Below are 17,580 nucleotides of genomic sequence, written 5' to 3'. Positions count from 1 at the left end.
CCATCATAAAGGATTTTTTTATGTCTTCTCATGAACTTCTTCTTTTCCCCTCTCATACTGTATAACAGAATGTAAAATGAAGAGGAGAGGTATAATGGAAATACCAATAACGGGTTTTATTTAAAGGATTTTTTAAATAACTCACCGCACATCTGTAATACCAACAAAGGGGAACCATGCTCCAAGCTCATACGCGAGCACGAACAGAATAACGAAGTAAACGCTGAACCATATGTCGACCAAGGAATATCCGATCCGGTAATAGTAAGTCCGTTTAGAGTCGTTCGTGAACCCCTTTGCTTCCATCGCAACCGCGATTCTTTGGGCACGGCGAATGCTTTGGGCGAGCAGTGGAATTGAGTATCTTTTGATCGTCTTATATATATTAGGGAAACGTCCCTGTCTCTTCGTTCCTCTAATTTTTAATGCATGCCGGAGCGTCTGAAATTCCTCAATTAGAATCGGTACCATTCGCATGGCTGCCAAGAAGCTGTAAGCATATTTCGGAGGAAGCTTTAACTGCTGCATCAAGGAATAAAAGAGATTTACAGGGCGCGTCGTGAGTCCAAACAATAGTCCGATTGCCGCTAGACTGAGCGCGCGAAGTCCAAGATGGAGACCACGGTAAAAGCTTTCCTGTGTAATATGAATAAGTCCGTATTTCAGCCATGTGATTTTGCCTTCTCCGAAGAACATCATCCCAGTCGATGTGGAAATGAAGACAAGGATAAAAGGAGATGCGTAGAGCAGTACCCTTTTCCAAGGATGTCCTGACCAGAACAACATCAGCATTGTTCCACATGTGACATAGAGCAGTACATTTGGATTATGAATGAAGATAACAGCTACGAAAAATAAGGTGAATAAAATAAGCTTAAGAGCGGGATTCACGCGATGAAGCCACGTTTCTACGTGCTGTATCATGAACTGCATTGGAGAGCCTCCCATTCTTAATGTTCCATACCTTGGTGCAAAAGTGATTCACAATTTCAAGGTCGTGCGTTACCATGACGATTGCTGTACCTTGAGCTCTGAGTTCCTCCAGCTTCTCAAGAATGGCAAACGTGTTCTTTGCATCTTGACCGAAGGTAGGCTCGTCCAGCAGCAGTACAGCTTGGTCACGTATCATCGAGGCTGCGACGCTGAGGCGTCGCTTTTGTCCCATGGACAATTGGTACGGATGGCGATCGGTATAAGACTGCAGATCGAATTGCTCCAGCATGGCATTGACCTTAGACTGTCTTTTCTCAGCATTCATAGGTTCAAACAAAAGCGAATATTCGACTTCATCCTGAACCGAATGTGTGACAAATTGAAACTCGGGATTTTGGAATACAAAGGCGATTTTCTCAGCGAGCTGTTCTACTTTGCCTGCTTGTTTTCCTTCGAATTGATAGGCGCCTTCCGTCTTTAACAGTCGCATTAATGCTAACAATAATGAGCTTTTGCCTGCGCCATTTTTTCCTACTATACCGATCCAATCACCGGGCGACACACTTACTTTGTCTACATATATGACGGGATCCCCAGAGCGAAGGGCGCTGAACCGCTCTAGTTCAATGATGGGAATCGAGATCTGCTCGGAATGATAATATTCTTTTTGCGCCGAATTTGACTCAGTTTCCTTCGGCCCATACTCTTCCAAATAATCTTGCCAAACACCCGGGTACCAAATGCCGTAATCAGCTAACTGCTTCTTATGACGGACAAATACTTCTTCGCCGTGCCCATCTGCAATAATATTCCCTTCCGGGGAGAAGACGACGATTCGGTCCACATAATCTGCAATCTCATCTATTTTATGTTCCACAATAATGAGTGTGGTGTCAGAAGCTAGTTGCTTAATGGTATCCCACACTTGTACAGTTCCTGCTTGGTCAAGGAGCGCGGTTGGCTCGTCCAAGAGAAGCACATCCGGCTCCATGGCCAGTGCAGAAGCAATGGCTAGTCGCTGCTTCATTCCTTGAGACATCGTTTGAATGAGCGTATGCGGATCGTCAAGGTGAAGACCGACCTCATTTAAATAATGGCGAATTTTTGCTGGCATATCATTTGGTTTTACATGCAAATTTTCGAATACGAAAGCCAGCTCCTCATCTGCGTAAGGCATGCAAAATTGTGTATCGGGATCTTGAAAGATGAAGCCAGGACGCACTGGAATAACGGCGTCATCACATTTCATCGGCACTTCGACGGAGCGCGGTATCAAGCCGCTCAGTACTTGCAATAATGTCGATTTCCCGCATCCGCTTGGACCGAGCAGCAGCACTTTTTCCCCTTTCTGAACAGAAAGGGACAAGCCTTTGAATAACAAGGCGTCATTCCCTGGAAATTTTAATCTGAGGTTCGTAATACCCGCAGCTGTCTGTGTGTCCTTAATCATTACAAAGCCTCATAATCGTCCTTGGACGCTGGACGAAGTGATTTGGTTACACCCGTGAGCTCTAGTGCTTTCGCCAAATAATAGGCAACAATTCCCGCAATCACGATACTGCCAAGCAGTCTGAAGCCAATCAATAAGGTATAGTTCCAAGCGGACAACGATTCGATATATCCGTAGGAGAAATCGAGGACGAGAGATGCAGCTGCAGCCCCTGCTGCGGCCAGCGAAACCGTAAAAAGGTTAGCAGACCGATACAAAAATAACATGAAAATAATTTCGGCTCCGAGCCCTTGGATGAATCCATAAACAAGCGTGGAAATTCCCCATTCGCTGCCTAGAAACGCACTGACTGTAGCTGCAGCAACTTCAGCCAATATCGCTATTCCTGGCTTACGGATAATTAGGAACGCAAATGTGCCTGCAATGAACCACATGCCGTAAATCAATTGCTCTGCTTGGAATCCAAACGGCTTCATTAAATCGTACGTCGGTCCCCAAATTTTGTACACAACACCGAACACGGCAGCAATGACGATCGTGACTAAGATGTCGGTTAGTTTGAGTCCTGCTCTACTTGATTGGTTTGTCATCGTTCTTCAACTTCCTCTCATGATTTGAATTAGATTAGGCAAAACAAAAAAACCTGCCCCAATCTGGGCAGGCAGACGTATGCATGCAAAAAAATCATACACCACAAAATTTCTACGCTGGCATTACCCAGATCAGATCGACGGTCAGCGACATACGGTCGCAATCTCAGCCTGACTTCATCAAGCCCCCGTTTTCATATTTGGTTATTAATAATTTACAATGGAAGGTTATATTTGGCAAGCGCCAAGGAAAAATAGGCGTCCAAGAAGGTCTGGATCAAGCAGCATCCCAAATCGACGTATTGCTGGAGAACAAGAGGTAGACTTATGCTTTTCCAAATTAACTGGTAAAATAAAGTCTATGAATACATAGAAAGAGGGTTAATAGATGGATAAGAGTGGTAGAGAGATTTCGCCTTTGGTGAAGGCGCTTGATTTGAAGCCGCATGTCGAAGGCGGATGGTATAAGGAGATTTGGAAAGCTTCATTTGAAATTCCGCAAGAGGTGCTTGGTAAGCCGTACTCTGGACCGCGGTTTGCGGCATCTTCCATTTACTTTTTGCTCCATCCTGACGAGTTCTCGGACTGGCATACCGTGCTTTCTGACGAACTGTGGTTATGGCATTCCGGAAGTCCAATTGTGCTCACATTAGGCGGAACCGGCGAGACACCTGAGATTAGACAAGAAATTGTGCTCGGGCCAGATGTAGAGAATGGTCAACATCCGCAAGTGCTTGTACCGGCAACAGAATGGCAAATGGCACGACCGCTGGGCAATGAGCCTGTCCTCGTTTCGTGTGTTGTCGCTCCCGGATTCCATTATGATGATTTTAAATTAATCCATCACAATTCATAAATAGATAGACAAAGCTGAGGTCTGCCGCTAGGGCAGGTCCTCAGCTTATTTCATTTTACATAAAATTGTTCCACAATCAGTTACTCATGACTTAATAATGTTAACTTCTCGTTCTAACTGCTAATCCGCTAAAAGAAATAGGACCAACAACATCAGCTCTCGTATTTGCAGTGAGATTTTCTGCAGTCACAGTGTATACATGATTACCTGTACTTACATTTCTATCGATTCCCTGGAACGTTACAACATAGTTTACTTCAGATTCAGGATCGGATTCGATACCTTGTCTAGTATTGAAAATTTCTCTTCCATCGCGGAAGATTCTAAAGAGAACTTGAGCAATTCCTCTAACTCCGCGTACTCCCACAGTTGCTACTAATTCAACGCGATTCGGCGTTGAATTCGCAGGAATTCTTAGCCGAATCGTTGCAATGGTAACTCTTCCTGGTGAACGGGGGATCGTAAAGGCTCTGGATAAGTTGAATCTGCTGCGCGGTTGAACTGCAGCTTTATCGAGAACACGTACCGCCAATATCAATCAACTCCTTCTCATAAATGACTACAACACACATTATGAAGTAGGAAAAGGGAATGCTTGGGCGATAGGCTATCTCGAGTTTATATAATTTTGTTAAATATATTCTGATCTTCATTTATCCCTCTGATTGTTATTGTATAATACAGATATTGTCAACAAAAACGGTGAATGAGACTCTTTGTATAGAAAGCGGTGAATTGTACATGTCCAAATCTGTGAAAATCATGAACTTAGCCGTAGGTTTGCCTAAGAAAGTAACGTATAGCGAAGGTAAGGAAATGGATTCAGCGATATGTAAAGAAGAAATAGAAGAAGTGTTTTTAACGGTGGATGGTTTCAGAGGCGACGGCGTTGCCGATTTGAAACATCACGGAGGACGCGATCGGGCTGTCTGCATTTATCCTTACGAACATTATGCCCTCTGGGAGCAAGAGTTTGACGTTAAACTCCCACCAGCAACTTTTGGTGAGAACTTAACGGTCACGAACATGCTGGAAGAGGATGTCTGTATTGGGGATGTATATCAATGCGGCGATGCTGTCATTCAAGTGACGCAGGCAAGAGTTCCGTGCAGCACCATTACGAATAGAACTGGGTTCCCCAGACTTATGAAAAGGATGGTCCAAGAAGGGTTCACAGGCTATCTATGCAGAGTCTTGCAGGAAGGAACCGTACGGAAAGACTCTGAGATCACTTTGCTCAAGCGGCATCCTGCACAAATATCCGTGATGTACACGAATGAGACGTATTTCCGCCGTCCGCAAGATGTTGACGCAATGCGCAAAATTCTAGAAGTAGAGGAATTGGCGGAGGAATGGCGTATCTCACTCGAAAAACGATTAGAGAAATGAAAGTAGTATACAGATAATATGCGTACAACGGGCCAGGAGGTCATTCTTGAAATGGGCTATCAAATTATGATTGTTGAAGATGACGATAAAATCGCTGAAATATTAGGCAGCTATATAAAGAGGTACGGCTACGATACGGTGCGGGCTGTCCGCATGGATGATATAAAACAAGAGTTTGCAGAACATAAGCCGGACTTAGTACTGCTTGATATTAACTTGCCGCATTATGACGGGTTTTATTGGTGTCGGCAAATTCGGACGATATCGAACGCCCCTATAATATTCATATCCGCGCGTACAGGAGAAATGGATCAGGTCATGGCTATTGAAAACGGCGGGGATGACTATATTACGAAACCATTTCATCTAGAAATCGTTCTTGCCAAAATAAAAAGTGCGCTGCGCCGCGCCTATGGAGAATATTCAGCCTCTCAGGAGCAGAGCGATACCTTGAATGTACACGGATTGTCGTTTGATAGAACTCGAAACAGTCTCGAATGGAACGGGAAAATTGTCGACCTTACACGCAATGAATGTCTATTGTTTGATGCGCTTACGATGAAGACAGGGCGAATTATGAGCAGGGAAAAGCTGCTCGGGATGCTATGGGATGACGTACAGTTCGTGGATGATAATACACTGACCGTCAACGTGACGCGTCTGCGCAAAAAGCTGGAGGAAATCGGCATTAATGATGCCATAGAGACGGTCAGAGGACAAGGATATCGACTAAATATGGTGTGGAATAGCGGGCAATCGGAGGATAAGGGATGAGCGGGAAGACATATCACTTCGGAACATTTGTGCTGGACCGCATCATCTATGTTGTCACCTTCTTGGTGTGTGCACTCATATTAATACTCGTTATTTCACTAGACGTAGGAAAGGTATCGACAGGCAATATCATCTATATGTTTATTTTGGCGTCATTCTTTAGTCTATTAGCACTTGTTATTGATTATTTGAGGCAGTCCTCGTTTTTGAAACAACTGAATCGTATGCGTCAGAGCGCTTATGGAGCAGAGCTTGAGTCCGTCCTCGCTTTGGAGGAGGGGGCTACTTACGAACAAAATGCGTTTCGGTACATATTGGAGTCGCAGTATAGATTGTATATGGACAAGCTGAATGAACAACGACTGATCGTAGACGGACGGAATCTTTTTATAAACCAGTGGGTCCATCAGATGAAAACTCCGGTGTCGGTTATCGACTTATTGGTTCAACAGTCTGATCAGATGGAAACGGTGGATGAGACAGGACGGCTTCTGTTAAGCGTTCAAGAAGAAAATGAGCGCCTTGCTCACGGCCTGGATATGATGCTCCATCAAGCCCGGCTGGAAAAATTCGAGATGGATGTCCAAATTAAACGTCTAGATGTGAAGGAACTGCTCCGCTTCGTTATAAACGGACATAAACAAGCTCTCGTTCGCTCCTCGATATTCCCCCAAATTTCTGGTCCTAACGTGTATGTAGAAACGGATGAGAAGTGGCTCATTTTTGTATGCAGCCAGCTCGTCTCCAATGCGATCAAATATTCCAAAATAAAACCCGGCAGCAAAAAATTATACATCGACATTGAGCAGACCGATGGAGGGTACGCTATTCGGATTACAGACGAAGGCATTGGAATTCCTGAACAAGATTTACCGCGTATTTTTGACCCCTACTTTACTGGAGAAAATGGGCGTAAAACAGGAGAATCAACGGGAATGGGCCTCTATTTGACTCATGAAGTATGTAGACGCTTGGGTCATCCAATCAACGTAACGTCCGAACAAGGTATTGGCACCACTTTCACTATTGTTTTTCGCAATAAAAGTATCCATCATTTCACGAATAACAAGTAATGTGACATCATTGTAAGGTTTCGCATACAAATTGAAAGGTTAAACGATGGGAGCAAATATCCTTATACCTTACACTGAATATAGAAGCTAGTCATAGGGAGGGTCCATTGGTGAAGGATACGGTGCTTAAGGCGGAAGGAATTGCGAAAATATATGGAACGAAAAAACAGATGCTGTTTAAAGCTCTGGAAGATGTTCATCTGCAAATTGGCGAAGGTGAGTTTGTCGGGATTATGGGGCCTTCGGGGAGCGGGAAAACGACGCTGCTTAATATTTTGGCAACATTAGATAAGCCGACATCTGGACGCGTGCAAATGAATGGAGTGGATCCTAACGCCTTCTCCAATAAAGAGCTGGCGTTATTCCGCCGGCGTGAACTCGGATTCGTCTTTCAAGATTTCAACCTGCTTGATACGTTGTCGATTAAAGAAAACATCATTTTGCCGCTTGTGCTTGACAATATGCCGATTAAGGAGATCGAAGCTAGGCTTAAGGATAGCGCGGACATTTTAAATATTGGTGAAATTCTTGATAAACGAACTTACGAGGTATCCGGCGGTCAGAAGCAGAGAACAGCCATTGCGAGAGCGATGATTCATAAGCCTTCGATCTTATTTGCTGACGAGTTAACAGGAAGCCTTGATTCGAAAGCAGCGAAAGACGTGATGGAATCGCTGGAACACTTGAATGTGCAGCGAGGGTCGACCATTATGATGGTAACGCACGATCCTTTTGCTGCTAGTTACTGCAAACGTATTATTTTTATTCGGGATGGCAAGTTATTTTCAGAGATTCGCAGGGGGGCGAACCGCCAAGCCTTTTTCCAGCAAATATTAGATTCGCTCAGCGTGCTAGGAGGGAACTACGATGAAGTTTCGCCAGCTCGCTATTAAAAATGTGATTGGCAACAGGCATCAATACAGCGCATTTTTTCTAAGCAGTACGTTCTCGATTATGATTTTCTTCATTTTCTCGGCGTTCATTTTTCATCCCGATGTTATACATGGTGAAATTATGGGCGGTTCCGGCGTAAGAATCGGGATGATGATATGCGAGTATATTATTTTTATTTTTTCGTTTTTCTTTGTGCTGTACTCGCTGTCCGCATTTTTGAAAGCTAGGAAGAAGGAATTTGGACTTCTGTTTCTGTTTGGTTTTACGAAGAGTCAGCTGAGACGTCTTGTCATCTATGAAAATATGCTGATCTGCTTAACATCTTCGGCTGCGGGAATTGGTCTTGGCATCTTGTTCAGCAAACTGTTCTTCATGGCTATTTCTCATATTATGAAAGTGAGCAATCCGATTGGATTCTATATTCCTGTTAAGGCTGCGTTCATTACAGGCGGAGGTTATTTGATTCTGTTCCTGCTTATTACCGTCCTGTCGATGAGAAGAGTAGGAAGAGATGAGATTGTCCAGCTAATGCAGGCTTCGAAACAACCGAAAACAATGCCCCATGCTTCTAGGTGGCTTGTACTGCTTTGTGCTGCGTGTCTAGGAGCCGGTTATGTGCTGGCTTACATGATGGATGTAAGAAGTATGATCATTACGATGCAGCCGATCGTTATTTTGGTCATCATTGGAACGTATTTTCTGTTCACCCAATTAAGCGTAGCTGTCATGAACTTGCTCAAGAAAAGAAAAAGTATTCATTATCATAGTACGAATATGATTGTCATCTCTCAAATGGCACACAAAATAAAAGATAATGCCCGGGTGTTGTTTCTGGTGACTCTGTTATGTGCTGTTATTCTAACGGCATCGAGTACAATTAATGTGTTCTTCAGCGGAAATCGCCAGCAGCTCATTGACCATCAGCCGCAAACGATCGCCTTTGTAGAGAAAGGGCTGAATTCGCATGACGTCATTGATCCTGATCAGGTAAAAAGGATCATTCATCAGCATCATTTGACGCTCGATTATGAACTGAAGCTTGTGGGTGTTACGGCAGAAATGACTTTTCCGAAGACCGGAAAAGAGGAGAAGGTCATGCTCATTTCGGAGACGGATTATAATATGCAGGCCGCACGTATGGAAGGTATCGAACCCGTTGCTCTCAGTAAGGGATCCACCTATATTGTTCACCCCTATAAGGAGTCCTTTATGTCATTTGGATCGAAGGGAGACCGTGTTGCTTTAAAAGCAGCGGGAGAACCTATGCAGCTGGAGTTCGAAGGGGAAAGATCGGGTATGATTACGAAAGCGTACGGACCGTCTACTTATCTTGCTGTACTTAATAATGATCAATATGAGGCAATCGCATCGAAAACGAGAGATACCGATAAAGTAGTGGTGTACGGCTACGAGATCAAAGAGTGGGAGTCCGCATCCGCCTTTGAAGCGGCTAAACAAATCATCAATCTCGTACCGGAAAATAAACGTGCACTCATAGATTTACGTACAGATTCTTATTATGCCATAAAACAAATGACTGCCCTGACGATGTTTATTGCCATCTTTATCAGTGTGTTGTTCTTTATGGCGTCAGGAAGTTTATTGTTCTTCAAAATGTTCACAGAAATTCAAGAGGACCAAGCACAATTTCGCGCATTGAACCGGATTGGGCTCACCACTGGTGAGTTGAAGAAAATTGTAACGTCACAAATTGGAATTCTGTTCTATGTTCCTTGCGTCGTAGGTGCGATTCATGCCGCTTTCGCGATGAAAGCACTAAGCAACATCTTGTTCTTCAATGTGTGGACGTATGCTGGCATTGTGCTGCTTGTTTATTTAGCGATGCAGACTGTTTATTTTCTTGTAGCAAGACATACGTATTTGAAGAAAATCATTCAAGGGGCTACAGTGTAGCCCCTTATTTTAATTCCCTGTGCTCGTATATGCTCGAAGTCCAATGATCCAGAATCCATAGGCAATAACGCATATGATGGCAGCTACGGCAGGGGTTATTAGTGCTAGCGTCGTATAATTTTTATGACCGGTGAATAGCGTTGCCGGATAGAACGAAGTAAATCCATAAGGAACAACCCATGTTAGAATGATCCGAATCGGCTTGCTGTAAATCGTTAACGGATACCGAGCGAATTGGCTCACGTTAAAAGCGGTCTGCATGAGCGGGAAACTATCAACCATCCAGAAAGAAAACGTTACGAAAAATAAATTAATGCCTGAATAGATGAGTCCGCTAGATATAACCATTACGATCAGTAGAACAATGTCCCAAAAGCCCCAATCGAACGCTAAGTGATTCATTGAGATCCCAAGTAGAATGGTGCCCAGTACAAGATTTCCTACACCGTCCTGCTGCACTTTATCCGCAATGAGATGAAATAGGGGATTGAGCGGACGAATTAATAAACGGTCAAAGTTACCTGTCCGGATGTAATCTCTGCCAACGAGCCACAAATTATCGAAGAAAATTTGATGAATCGACCTGCCTGTTGAAGCAATACCGTAGATGAATAGAATCTCATAGAATGTCCAACCGTTAAGCACATCAATGTGGTCAAAGACGACTTTGATGAAGTAGACAGAAGTGAACTGAATGAAGAACACCGACATAAAGCCGATAATAAAATCGACCCAATATTCGGTCATCACTTTCACCTGTGCAGCGAAGAAATGCCAATATAGCTTCATATAACGCACCATACTTTTCACTCCTACCCTCCGAAAATCGTCACTTTACGCAATGCTTGCGACCACGAGGCTCTCAGCACAGCATATATGAACACGATCCAAAATAACTGCGCACCCATTGCCATCCACGCGTCCTGACCGCTGATTGCGCCTGTATAAATGGACACAGGTACGTAAACCATCGATTGGAAAGGAAGGTACTGGCTGATGAGCTGCATGGATGGGGGAAAAAGCGAAATTGGAATGAGCGATCCGGAGAAAAATAAAACGATCGCGTTACGCAATATGCGCAGTCCCCATGTGTTAATCGTCCAAAATGCGAGCAGACCGATAATTAAATCGAATACGCCTGCAAGGAGAATACCTAGAATACTGCTCACGACAAATAATATGCCTGCAGTTAACGATTCAGGCAGTGTAATGCTGAAGAACAGGCCGGCAACGACTAACAAAGGGACGGCACTCTGAATAAAATCAGATGTTTTCCCTCCGAGGTCCATCGCCATCAATTTATGGAGAAGGTTATACGGGCGCATGAGCTCAGTGGCGATTTGCCCTGTTCTAATGTCTCCGGCGAGCTGGGAACCTGCACCATTCATAAATTTTCCGAGAATGGTAGCAATCATGACATAGGTGATCATTTGTTTAATGTTCATATTTCCGATTGTGTCTGAATTTTGATAGACAGCATGCCAGAAGTAGAATAATATAATGAGCTGAAATACGGCTGAAATCATGGATGCCCAGAACCAAGCTGAATATGCAAAAGTAATTTGAATTTGTGATTTGAAAATGGCTATGTATTTTCTCATCTTATTAAATTCCTCGTTCGTAAATCTCTTTAACAATCGTTTCGATGCTAGTATCCTTAATGGTCAGATCGTTCACTTCATATTCGGCCATCATGATTGCAATCACCTCTGCGCCTTTAATGTCTCTGCTGCTGAATAATAAGGAGACGCGCGATTCGGTGATTTCTGCTACGTCTACCGTAGATTCAAGAGAAGCTGGCAGCTTGAAATGATCCGTCTGCGGCATTTCGAAATGAATCGTTCTTTGATGTCCAAAGCGCTCTTTAACGGCCACAAGGTCTCCATCGTATAGAATAGAGCCATTATCGATAATAATAATTCGCTGACATAATTGTTCGATATCTTCCATATCATGCGTCGTAAGAATTACTGTTGTGCCATATAAATGATTCATTTCCCGAATGAACTTGCGAATGTTTTCTTTAACAGCGACATCAAGTCCGATTGTAGGCTCGTCCAGGAACACAACTGCGGGATTGTGAAGGAATGAAGCGGCAAGCTCGCAGCGCATTTTTTGACCGAGTGATAATTGCCTGACGGGAATATCAAGTATAGGACCTAGATTTAAATATTCGGTAAAATGTTTCATCCGAGCTTCAAAGTCATTTTTCGGAATTTCATAAATATGGCGGAGTAATTCATAGGATTCACGGACGGGTATATCCCAGAATAGCTGTGTCCGCTGCCCGTATACAGCTCCGATATTTATCGCATTTTGCTTGCGGTTTTGATAAGGAACAACGCCGTTTACCCTAATCTCGCCATGGCTTGGAGTCAAGATGCCGCATAACATTTTAATCGTTGTTGATTTACCAGCCCCATTGGGCCCGATATAACCAACGACTTCCCCGGGCTTAATCTCGAAGCTGATATGATCCACGGCTTGCTTTATCTCTTTCTCGCGAATAAACAGACTTCGTATCGCACCGCTTAGTCCAGGTTTGCGTTTCAGAATGATGTAATCTTTCGACAGATCTTTGACTTCAATCATTGTTTTGACCTCCTGGAGGTAGAAGTTCATGAAACCTGTCTGAATTATAAAGTAAAATCTACCAATTTTGCTACAAAAATTTACAGTTCTATGATAGATTTACGTTAAAACAGTCATTAACAGGTTGAAATGAGAGCCCTTTTGATGGAAAATATAGCTCGTAGACATCTATTTGATGTGAAAGAAGGGAAACCGATATGGGAAAGTTTTCAACAGGAAGCACGAACATGATTGTACGACTTGAAATCGATCATTCTAAAATTACGTTCGGTGAAATCGCAACAACGATAGGCAAATCGGGAGGAGACATCATCGCACTGGACGTCATTCGTGCAGGCAAGTCGAAAACGATTCGCGATATTACCTTTAAAGTACAGGATGCACTCGTAACACAGACGATTGTTGAGGCGCTGGGCAAGCTGGGCGGCGTCAAAGTCGTCAACATATCGGACAAAACGTTCCTCATGCATTTAGGCGGCAAAATTGAAATTGCACCTAAAGTACCGATTAAAAACCGTGATGACTTGTCCCATGTGTACACGCCCGGTGTAGCTAAGATCTGCTCAGCGATCTATGAACAACCATCTAGGGCGTTCTCTCTAACGATCAAACGCAATACGATTGCAGTGGTGTCGGACGGCACGGCTGTACTTGGACTTGGCAATTTAGGAGGGCTTGGCGCGATTCCAGTGATGGAAGGCAAGGCGCTCTTGTTTAAGCAGCTAGCTGACGTCGACGCATTTCCAATATGTCTTGATACACAAGATACAGAAGAAATTATTCGAACGATCAAAAATATTGCACCGGTATTCGGCGGCATTAATTTGGAAGATATCGCGGCACCAAGATGTTTTGAAATCGAGAGACGGTTAAGTGAAGAGCTGGATATTCCCGTTTTTCATGATGATCAGCATGGCACAGCAGTTGTCATTCTAGCAGGGCTCATTAATAGTATGAAAATTGTCGGTAAAAAGTTAGAAGACTGCAAAGTGGTTATTTGCGGCGTAGGTGCAGCAGGTGTTGCTTGTACACAACTGCTCGTCGCGGCAGGTGTTCGCAATGTCATTGGTGTTGATGTCAATGGCGCTATTACATCTACTGAACGGTATGACAATGAAGTGTGGAATGAATATGCTAGTTATACGAATCCGAACAAGGAAACAGGCTCACTGTCTGAAGTGATCAAGGGTGCAGACATCTTTATTGGTGTATCACGCGCCAACCTGCTGAAGGTTGAGGACGTGAAGCAGATGGCACCGGATGCCATTGTGTTCGCGATGGCGAATCCGATGCCGGAAATTGATCCTGAAGAGGCTGAACCGTATGTACGGATTATGGCAACAGGAAGATCTGATTATCCGAATCAAATTAATAACGTTCTCTGCTTCCCTGGCATATTCCGCGGCGTTCTAGATTGCAGAGCGACGAGAATTACAGAACAGATGAAGCTGGCAGCGGCTCATGCGATTGCAAGTGTCGTGAAAGAACACGAGCTGAATGAACAATATATCGTTCCAACGGTGTTCAATAGCGAAGTGGTAGAAAAGGTGAAGCATGCTGTTACACAGGCTGCTTATGATTCTGGTGTCGCAAGAAAAGAACATAATGTGATGGAATAACCATTCTAGCCAATTATTTCTTCATCATATTCCGAATGACAAACAGCACATTAGCTGGTCTTTCCGCCAATCGGCGGATGAAATACGGATACCACATCCGTCCATAAGGAACATAGCAGCGAACTCGGCAGCCTTCGCGGGCCAACTCCTCTTGAAGCGGCATACGCACGCCATAGAGCATTTGGAACTCGAAGGCTGCCTTCTTTATATTGTGCTGTGCTGCGTAATTTTTCGTCCACTCAATGACACGATCATCGTGCGTCGCGATCGCTGTATAGACCCCGCTGTCTAATCGCATTTGAATGATGCGTCTGAAATTGTCGTTCACCTGTGACATTTCTTGATAGGCGATTTGCTTCGGTTCTTTGTATGCCCCTTTCACAAGGCGCAGCGAAATATGTTCTGCGGTAAGCTTGAGTATATCTTGCTCAGAGCGATGTAAATAAGCTTGAATGACCGTGCCCACATTTGTAAGTCCCTCTGCATGCAGACGGCGAACGATATGGATCGTCGCCTCGGTGTAAGGGCTGTCCTCCATATCAAGCCTTACAAAATTGCCTAATCTGTTCGCCTCGCGCACAATTTCCCGAATGTTCTCATAACAAGCAGCTGGATTTAGCTGCAGCCCCATTTGTGTTGGTTTTAAGGACACATTGGAATCTAGTTTCGCCGCGTGAATCGCCTTAATAATCCGCAAATATTCATCTTTAAAGGAGGCAGCCTCCTCCAATTGACGGATTCCTTCCCCCAAGTGATCAAGTGTAACTTTGATGCCTTTATTATTTAGAATCTTTACCTGTTCAAGAGCTTCTTCCAGCGTTTTCCCCGCAACGAACTTATTCGCTCCCCATTTAAGCCCGTATTTTAATGCGAATGACTCTACTGCCTTATTCCCTGCGAGCGTTAATAGTGTCGTTCGAAATAGCTTTGTCCCTAAATCCATGCAAATAATCTCCTTTACCACATAGTAAGAAAAACACGTTTTATAGATATCATTTCTACTTGCTTGTTTTATGCATATGTTAGATATAGAGGATTATGGTTATATATGACCACAAATAAGGAGGAAAATGGTGAATGAAAGTAAATTTTACGAACGAGCCGTTTACGGATTTCGCGCAGGAAGGACAAAGACGAGCTTCCGAGACGGCATTACAGAAGGTTAAGCTTTGGCTAGGCAAAGAGTATCCGCTCGTGATCGGAAGTGAACAAATAACGACGAGCCGCCAATTCCAATCGGTGAATCCAGCGAGTATTGATCAAGTTGTGGGCATCGTATCGCAAGCAGACACAGATCTAGCCGAAAAGGCTATTCAGACAGCATCAAATACTTTCACTACATGGAAAAAAACTTCCCCGCACGAGCGCGCACGTTATCTATATAAAGCAGCTGCAATTATGCGCCGGAGAAAGCATGAGTTCTCGGCATGGCTTGTCGTAGAAGCAGGGAAGACATGGCCGGAAGCCGATGCAGAAACGGCAGAAGCCATAGACTTTATGGAGTTCTATGCACGTGAAATGGAGCGACTTAGTGAACCGCAGGAGCTCACTCGCATTCGTGATGAGGACAATGAGCTGTACTATATTCCGCTTGGGGTAGGCATCGTCATTCCTCCTTGGAATTTCCCGCTTGCCATTATGGCTGGCATGACGTCTGCCGCAATCGTCGCCGGAAATACAGTCGTACTGAAGCCTGCAAGCAATACGCCAGTCATCGCGGCTAAATTCGTGGAGCTGCTCCAAGAGGTCAGCCTCCCTCCTGGAGTCGTCAATTACTTGCCTGGACCTGGGGGAGAAGTTGGAGATTATTTGGTGGATCATCCCTTAACTCGTTTCATCAGTTTCACTGGCTCACGCGATGTTGGACTTCGTATTCATGAACGTGCAGCGAGAACAGTACCAGGACAGAAATGGTTGAAGCGAGTCGTCGCAGAAATGGGCGGCAAAGATTCGATTATCGTCGATAGTGACTGTGATCTCGATCTTGCTGCAGAAGCGATTACCGCATCTGCATTCGGATTTTCCGGGCAGAAATGTTCCGCCTGTTCCAGAGCTATTGTGCATGAGGATGTATATGACACTGTACTGGCAAAGGTTGCTCAACGTACACAGCAATTAGCGATGGGTAACCCCGAGAGTTTAGCTCATCATATTGGTCCTGTGATCGATGACAGATCGTATCACAAAATTATTCAATATATAGAAATCGGCAAGAGAGAAGGAAGACTTGTTCAAGGCGGAAGCACAGGAGATGAGAGAGGATATTTCATCGAGCCGACGATATTCGCGGACGTTGACCCAGAGGCGGCTATTGCACAAGAAGAGATATTTGGACCTGTCTTGGCGTTTATGAAAGCTTCTTCGTTTGATGAAGCGCTCGAGATCGCAAACAATACCGAATACGGTCTAACGGGTGCTGTCATTTCCAATAACCGCGCTCATTTGGAGAAGGCAAGGGAGGAATTTTTTGTAGGCAACCTGTACTTTAACCGCAAATGCACAGGAGCTTTGGTCGGTACCCATCCATTTGGCGGATTTAATATGTCAGGCACTGACTCCAAAGCTGGCGGACGCGATTATTTGCTGCTGTTCACCCAAGCGAAGCTGGTATCTGAGAAGTTATAATGATGAGGATGATTCGATGGTTTAAGTTTAATGCTGACCTTCGGGTTGTTACTCATAACGCTGATTTCGTTGAATAAACGAAAATAGACCGCCCTACCCATAGGAAACGGTCTATTTTACGATCAGCTTTCCGAAGCCTACCGCTCTTACAGCGGATATTGTGCTGGGAGTCGTGTTAACGCACGGCTCCTTATTCAATATTATCCTATCATATGGAAATTTATTACTCAAGTTTAAAACAAAATCGGCCGATGAATACTTTTATCGACAGCAGTTTTGACTAGTTTTCGTATTGAATTTTCAGATCAAGCGATTAGCTTAATGCTTTAACCAATGTTTGACCGTATTCTTTCGCACCCATGGGTCCGTTGCTTGTAATGACATCGTCATAAGCGACAACATTTTGTTCCAAGTATTCAACATTGTTAGCTTTAAGTTCATTGATCATTGTGTCAACAGGGTAGCAAGTACCTTGTCTGGATTCAAGCAGACCTGTTTTTGCGACAACAACGGAACCAGCGCAAATGCCAGTCACGAGTACTTTTTGGTCGTATGCTTTTTGCAAATATTGAATAAGTTCTTGGTTGCCCCATAGGTGATCAACTGTACCGCTGCCGCCGATTACGCCAATAACGTCATAGTCGGTAGCTGTTTCTTTGTTAAATAAAGTCGTAGCTGTCGCTTTACCTTCGTAGTCGCCTGTAATTTCGCCTGTTACAGTGCTGGCAATCGTTACTTCGATGCCGGCTTTTTCTAATTCTTCTTTCGGATGGTTGAGTTCATCCTCGTTGAAGCGTTCTGGTGGTATAATTAATAGAGCTTTTTTACTCATATGATGATCCTCCTAGGCTATATATAATTGTAATTTGAA

At 44.0% G+C, this 17,580-nt stretch carries 17 protein-coding genes, 1 pseudogene and 1 riboswitch; of the genes and pseudogenes, 9 read left to right on the top strand and 9 right to left on the bottom strand.

Features of this window, described 5'->3' with window-relative positions:
* Positions 1-141: 141 nt before the first annotated feature.
* Genes J2Z20_RS09245 through J2Z20_RS09235 form a run of 3 tightly spaced genes read right to left on the bottom strand, consistent with a single transcriptional unit; the run spans position 142 to position 2,973 of the window.
* Positions 142-933 (bottom strand): energy-coupling factor transporter transmembrane component T family protein, encoded by a 792-nt coding sequence (locus J2Z20_RS09245; RefSeq protein WP_209848587.1) that lies wholly within the window; start codon positions 931-933, stop codon positions 142-144.
* Positions 875-2,383, bottom strand: a complete 1,509-nt coding sequence (locus J2Z20_RS09240; protein ID WP_209848584.1) for an ABC transporter ATP-binding protein — start codon at positions 2,381-2,383, stop codon at positions 875-877. The genes J2Z20_RS09245 and J2Z20_RS09240 overlap by 59 nt, the downstream gene beginning before the upstream one ends.
* Entirely contained in the window at positions 2,383-2,973 is a 591-nt protein-coding gene (locus J2Z20_RS09235) for an ECF transporter S component (protein WP_209848581.1), read from the bottom strand. Before J2Z20_RS09235 ends, J2Z20_RS09240 begins: the two co-directional genes overlap by 1 nt.
* Before the next feature lie 92 nt (positions 2,974-3,065).
* A riboswitch (TPP riboswitch) is annotated at positions 3,066-3,175 on the bottom strand.
* A gap of 186 nt (positions 3,176-3,361) precedes the next feature.
* On the opposite strand from J2Z20_RS09235, the gene J2Z20_RS09230 reads away from it, so the two are divergent.
* Complete coding sequence (locus J2Z20_RS09230; RefSeq protein ID WP_209848578.1) at positions 3,362-3,829, top strand: cupin domain-containing protein; 468 nt, start codon at positions 3,362-3,364, stop codon at positions 3,827-3,829.
* 100 nt (positions 3,830-3,929) lie between these two features.
* Here the strand turns inward: J2Z20_RS09230 and J2Z20_RS09225 are convergent, their stop codons facing one another.
* Positions 3,930-4,361 (bottom strand): exosporium protein C, encoded by a 432-nt coding sequence (locus tag J2Z20_RS09225; RefSeq protein ID WP_280921749.1) that lies wholly within the window; start codon positions 4,359-4,361, stop codon positions 3,930-3,932.
* A 209-nt stretch (positions 4,362-4,570) separates the two neighbouring features.
* On the opposite strand from J2Z20_RS09225, the gene J2Z20_RS09220 reads away from it, so the two are divergent.
* From J2Z20_RS09220 to J2Z20_RS09200, 5 genes are all read left to right on the top strand, one after another.
* On the top strand, positions 4,571-5,218 hold the full coding sequence (locus J2Z20_RS09220) for an MOSC domain-containing protein (RefSeq protein ID WP_209848572.1): 648 nt from the start codon (positions 4,571-4,573) through the stop codon (positions 5,216-5,218).
* A 51-nt stretch (positions 5,219-5,269) separates the two neighbouring features.
* Entirely contained in the window at positions 5,270-5,992 is a 723-nt protein-coding gene (locus J2Z20_RS09215) for a response regulator transcription factor (protein ID WP_209848569.1), read from the top strand.
* On the top strand, positions 5,989-7,065 hold the full coding sequence (locus J2Z20_RS09210; RefSeq protein ID WP_209848566.1) for a sensor histidine kinase: 1,077 nt from the start codon (positions 5,989-5,991) through the stop codon (positions 7,063-7,065). The genes J2Z20_RS09215 and J2Z20_RS09210 overlap by 4 nt, the downstream gene beginning before the upstream one ends.
* A gap of 170 nt (positions 7,066-7,235) precedes the next feature.
* Positions 7,236-7,958: an ABC transporter ATP-binding protein gene (locus J2Z20_RS09205; protein ID WP_209848906.1), complete on the top strand. Its 723-nt coding sequence runs from the start codon at positions 7,236-7,238 to the stop codon at positions 7,956-7,958.
* The gene (locus tag J2Z20_RS09200) at positions 7,933-9,873 is read left to right on the top strand and encodes an FtsX-like permease family protein (RefSeq protein WP_209848563.1); all 1,941 of its coding nucleotides are present in this window, start codon (positions 7,933-7,935) and stop codon (positions 9,871-9,873) included. Before J2Z20_RS09205 ends, J2Z20_RS09200 begins: the two co-directional genes overlap by 26 nt.
* Positions 9,874-9,882: 9 nt before the next feature.
* On the opposite strand, the gene J2Z20_RS09195 is transcribed toward J2Z20_RS09200, so the two are convergent.
* From J2Z20_RS09195 to J2Z20_RS09185, 3 genes are read right to left on the bottom strand one after another with little or no spacing between them, the layout of a single operon-like run.
* A complete protein-coding gene (locus J2Z20_RS09195) occupies positions 9,883-10,674 on the bottom strand; it encodes an ABC transporter permease (protein WP_209848903.1) in 792 nt (263 codons plus the stop codon).
* 11 nt (positions 10,675-10,685) lie between these two features.
* Positions 10,686-11,474, bottom strand: a complete 789-nt coding sequence (locus J2Z20_RS09190; RefSeq protein ID WP_209848560.1) for an ABC transporter permease — start codon at positions 11,472-11,474, stop codon at positions 10,686-10,688.
* A gap of 4 nt (positions 11,475-11,478) precedes the next feature.
* Positions 11,479-12,465, bottom strand: coding sequence for an ABC transporter ATP-binding protein (locus J2Z20_RS09185; RefSeq protein WP_209848557.1), 987 nt, complete (start codon positions 12,463-12,465; stop codon positions 11,479-11,481).
* A gap of 227 nt (positions 12,466-12,692) precedes the next feature.
* Between J2Z20_RS09185 and J2Z20_RS09180 the strand changes: the two genes are divergently transcribed.
* Positions 12,693-14,084, top strand: coding sequence for an NAD-dependent malic enzyme (locus J2Z20_RS09180; RefSeq protein ID WP_425342820.1), 1,392 nt, complete (start codon positions 12,693-12,695; stop codon positions 14,082-14,084).
* 13 nt (positions 14,085-14,097) lie between these two features.
* On the opposite strand, the gene J2Z20_RS09175 is transcribed toward J2Z20_RS09180, so the two are convergent.
* Positions 14,098-15,027, bottom strand: a complete 930-nt coding sequence (locus J2Z20_RS09175; RefSeq protein ID WP_209848551.1) for a proline dehydrogenase family protein — start codon at positions 15,025-15,027, stop codon at positions 14,098-14,100.
* A 134-nt stretch (positions 15,028-15,161) separates the two neighbouring features.
* Here J2Z20_RS09175 and pruA point away from each other — a divergent pair, with 134 nt between their 5' ends.
* Both pruA and J2Z20_RS18340 read left to right on the top strand, forming a co-directional pair.
* Complete coding sequence (gene pruA, locus J2Z20_RS09170) at positions 15,162-16,709, top strand: L-glutamate gamma-semialdehyde dehydrogenase (protein ID WP_209848548.1); 1,548 nt, start codon at positions 15,162-15,164, stop codon at positions 16,707-16,709.
* An 18-nt stretch (positions 16,710-16,727) separates the two neighbouring features.
* A pseudogene (locus J2Z20_RS18340) lies at positions 16,728-16,796 on the top strand (putative holin-like toxin); the annotation flags it as partial.
* A 226-nt stretch (positions 16,797-17,022) separates the two neighbouring features.
* Here J2Z20_RS18340 and J2Z20_RS09165 read toward each other — a convergent pair.
* On the bottom strand, positions 17,023-17,541 hold the full coding sequence (locus tag J2Z20_RS09165; protein WP_209848545.1) for a DJ-1/PfpI family protein: 519 nt from the start codon (positions 17,539-17,541) through the stop codon (positions 17,023-17,025).
* Positions 17,542-17,580: the final 39 nt, after the last annotated feature.

Source organism: Paenibacillus sediminis (assembly GCF_017873765.1).
Lineage (GTDB): Bacteria > Bacillota > Bacilli > Paenibacillales > Paenibacillaceae > Paenibacillus_AG > Paenibacillus_AG sediminis.
This window is presented reverse-complemented; position numbering and strand designations above follow the sequence as displayed.

Excerpts from the sequence above, each read along its gene's own strand:
- J2Z20_RS09180 (WP_425342820.1), top strand. The coding sequence starts at position 12,693 with ATGATTGTACGACTTGAAATCGATCATTCTAAAATTACGTTCGGTGAA.
- J2Z20_RS09165 (WP_209848545.1), bottom strand. The coding sequence starts at position 17,541 with ATGAGTAAAAAAGCTCTATTAATTATACCACCAGAACGCTTCAACGAG.
- J2Z20_RS09185 (WP_209848557.1), bottom strand. The coding sequence starts at position 12,465 with ATGATTGAAGTCAAAGATCTGTCGAAAGATTACATCATTCTGAAACGC.
- J2Z20_RS09230 (WP_209848578.1), top strand. The coding sequence starts at position 3,362 with ATGGATAAGAGTGGTAGAGAGATTTCGCCTTTGGTGAAGGCGCTTGAT.
- J2Z20_RS09205 (WP_209848906.1), top strand. The coding sequence starts at position 7,236 with ATGCTGTTTAAAGCTCTGGAAGATGTTCATCTGCAAATTGGCGAAGGT.
- J2Z20_RS09245 (WP_209848587.1), bottom strand. The coding sequence starts at position 933 with ATGCAGTTCATGATACAGCACGTAGAAACGTGGCTTCATCGCGTGAAT.
- J2Z20_RS09175 (WP_209848551.1), bottom strand. The coding sequence starts at position 15,027 with ATGGATTTAGGGACAAAGCTATTTCGAACGACACTATTAACGCTCGCA.
- J2Z20_RS09215 (WP_209848569.1), top strand. The coding sequence starts at position 5,270 with ATGGGCTATCAAATTATGATTGTTGAAGATGACGATAAAATCGCTGAA.
- J2Z20_RS09195 (WP_209848903.1), bottom strand. The coding sequence starts at position 10,674 with ATGGTGCGTTATATGAAGCTATATTGGCATTTCTTCGCTGCACAGGTG.
- pruA (WP_209848548.1), top strand. The coding sequence starts at position 15,162 with ATGAAAGTAAATTTTACGAACGAGCCGTTTACGGATTTCGCGCAGGAA.
- J2Z20_RS09210 (WP_209848566.1), top strand. The coding sequence starts at position 5,989 with ATGAGCGGGAAGACATATCACTTCGGAACATTTGTGCTGGACCGCATC.
- J2Z20_RS09240 (WP_209848584.1), bottom strand. The coding sequence starts at position 2,383 with ATGATTAAGGACACACAGACAGCTGCGGGTATTACGAACCTCAGATTA.
- J2Z20_RS09190 (WP_209848560.1), bottom strand. The coding sequence starts at position 11,474 with ATGAGAAAATACATAGCCATTTTCAAATCACAAATTCAAATTACTTTT.
- J2Z20_RS09200 (WP_209848563.1), top strand. The coding sequence starts at position 7,933 with ATGAAGTTTCGCCAGCTCGCTATTAAAAATGTGATTGGCAACAGGCAT.
- J2Z20_RS09220 (WP_209848572.1), top strand. The coding sequence starts at position 4,571 with ATGTCCAAATCTGTGAAAATCATGAACTTAGCCGTAGGTTTGCCTAAG.
- J2Z20_RS09235 (WP_209848581.1), bottom strand. The coding sequence starts at position 2,973 with ATGACAAACCAATCAAGTAGAGCAGGACTCAAACTAACCGACATCTTA.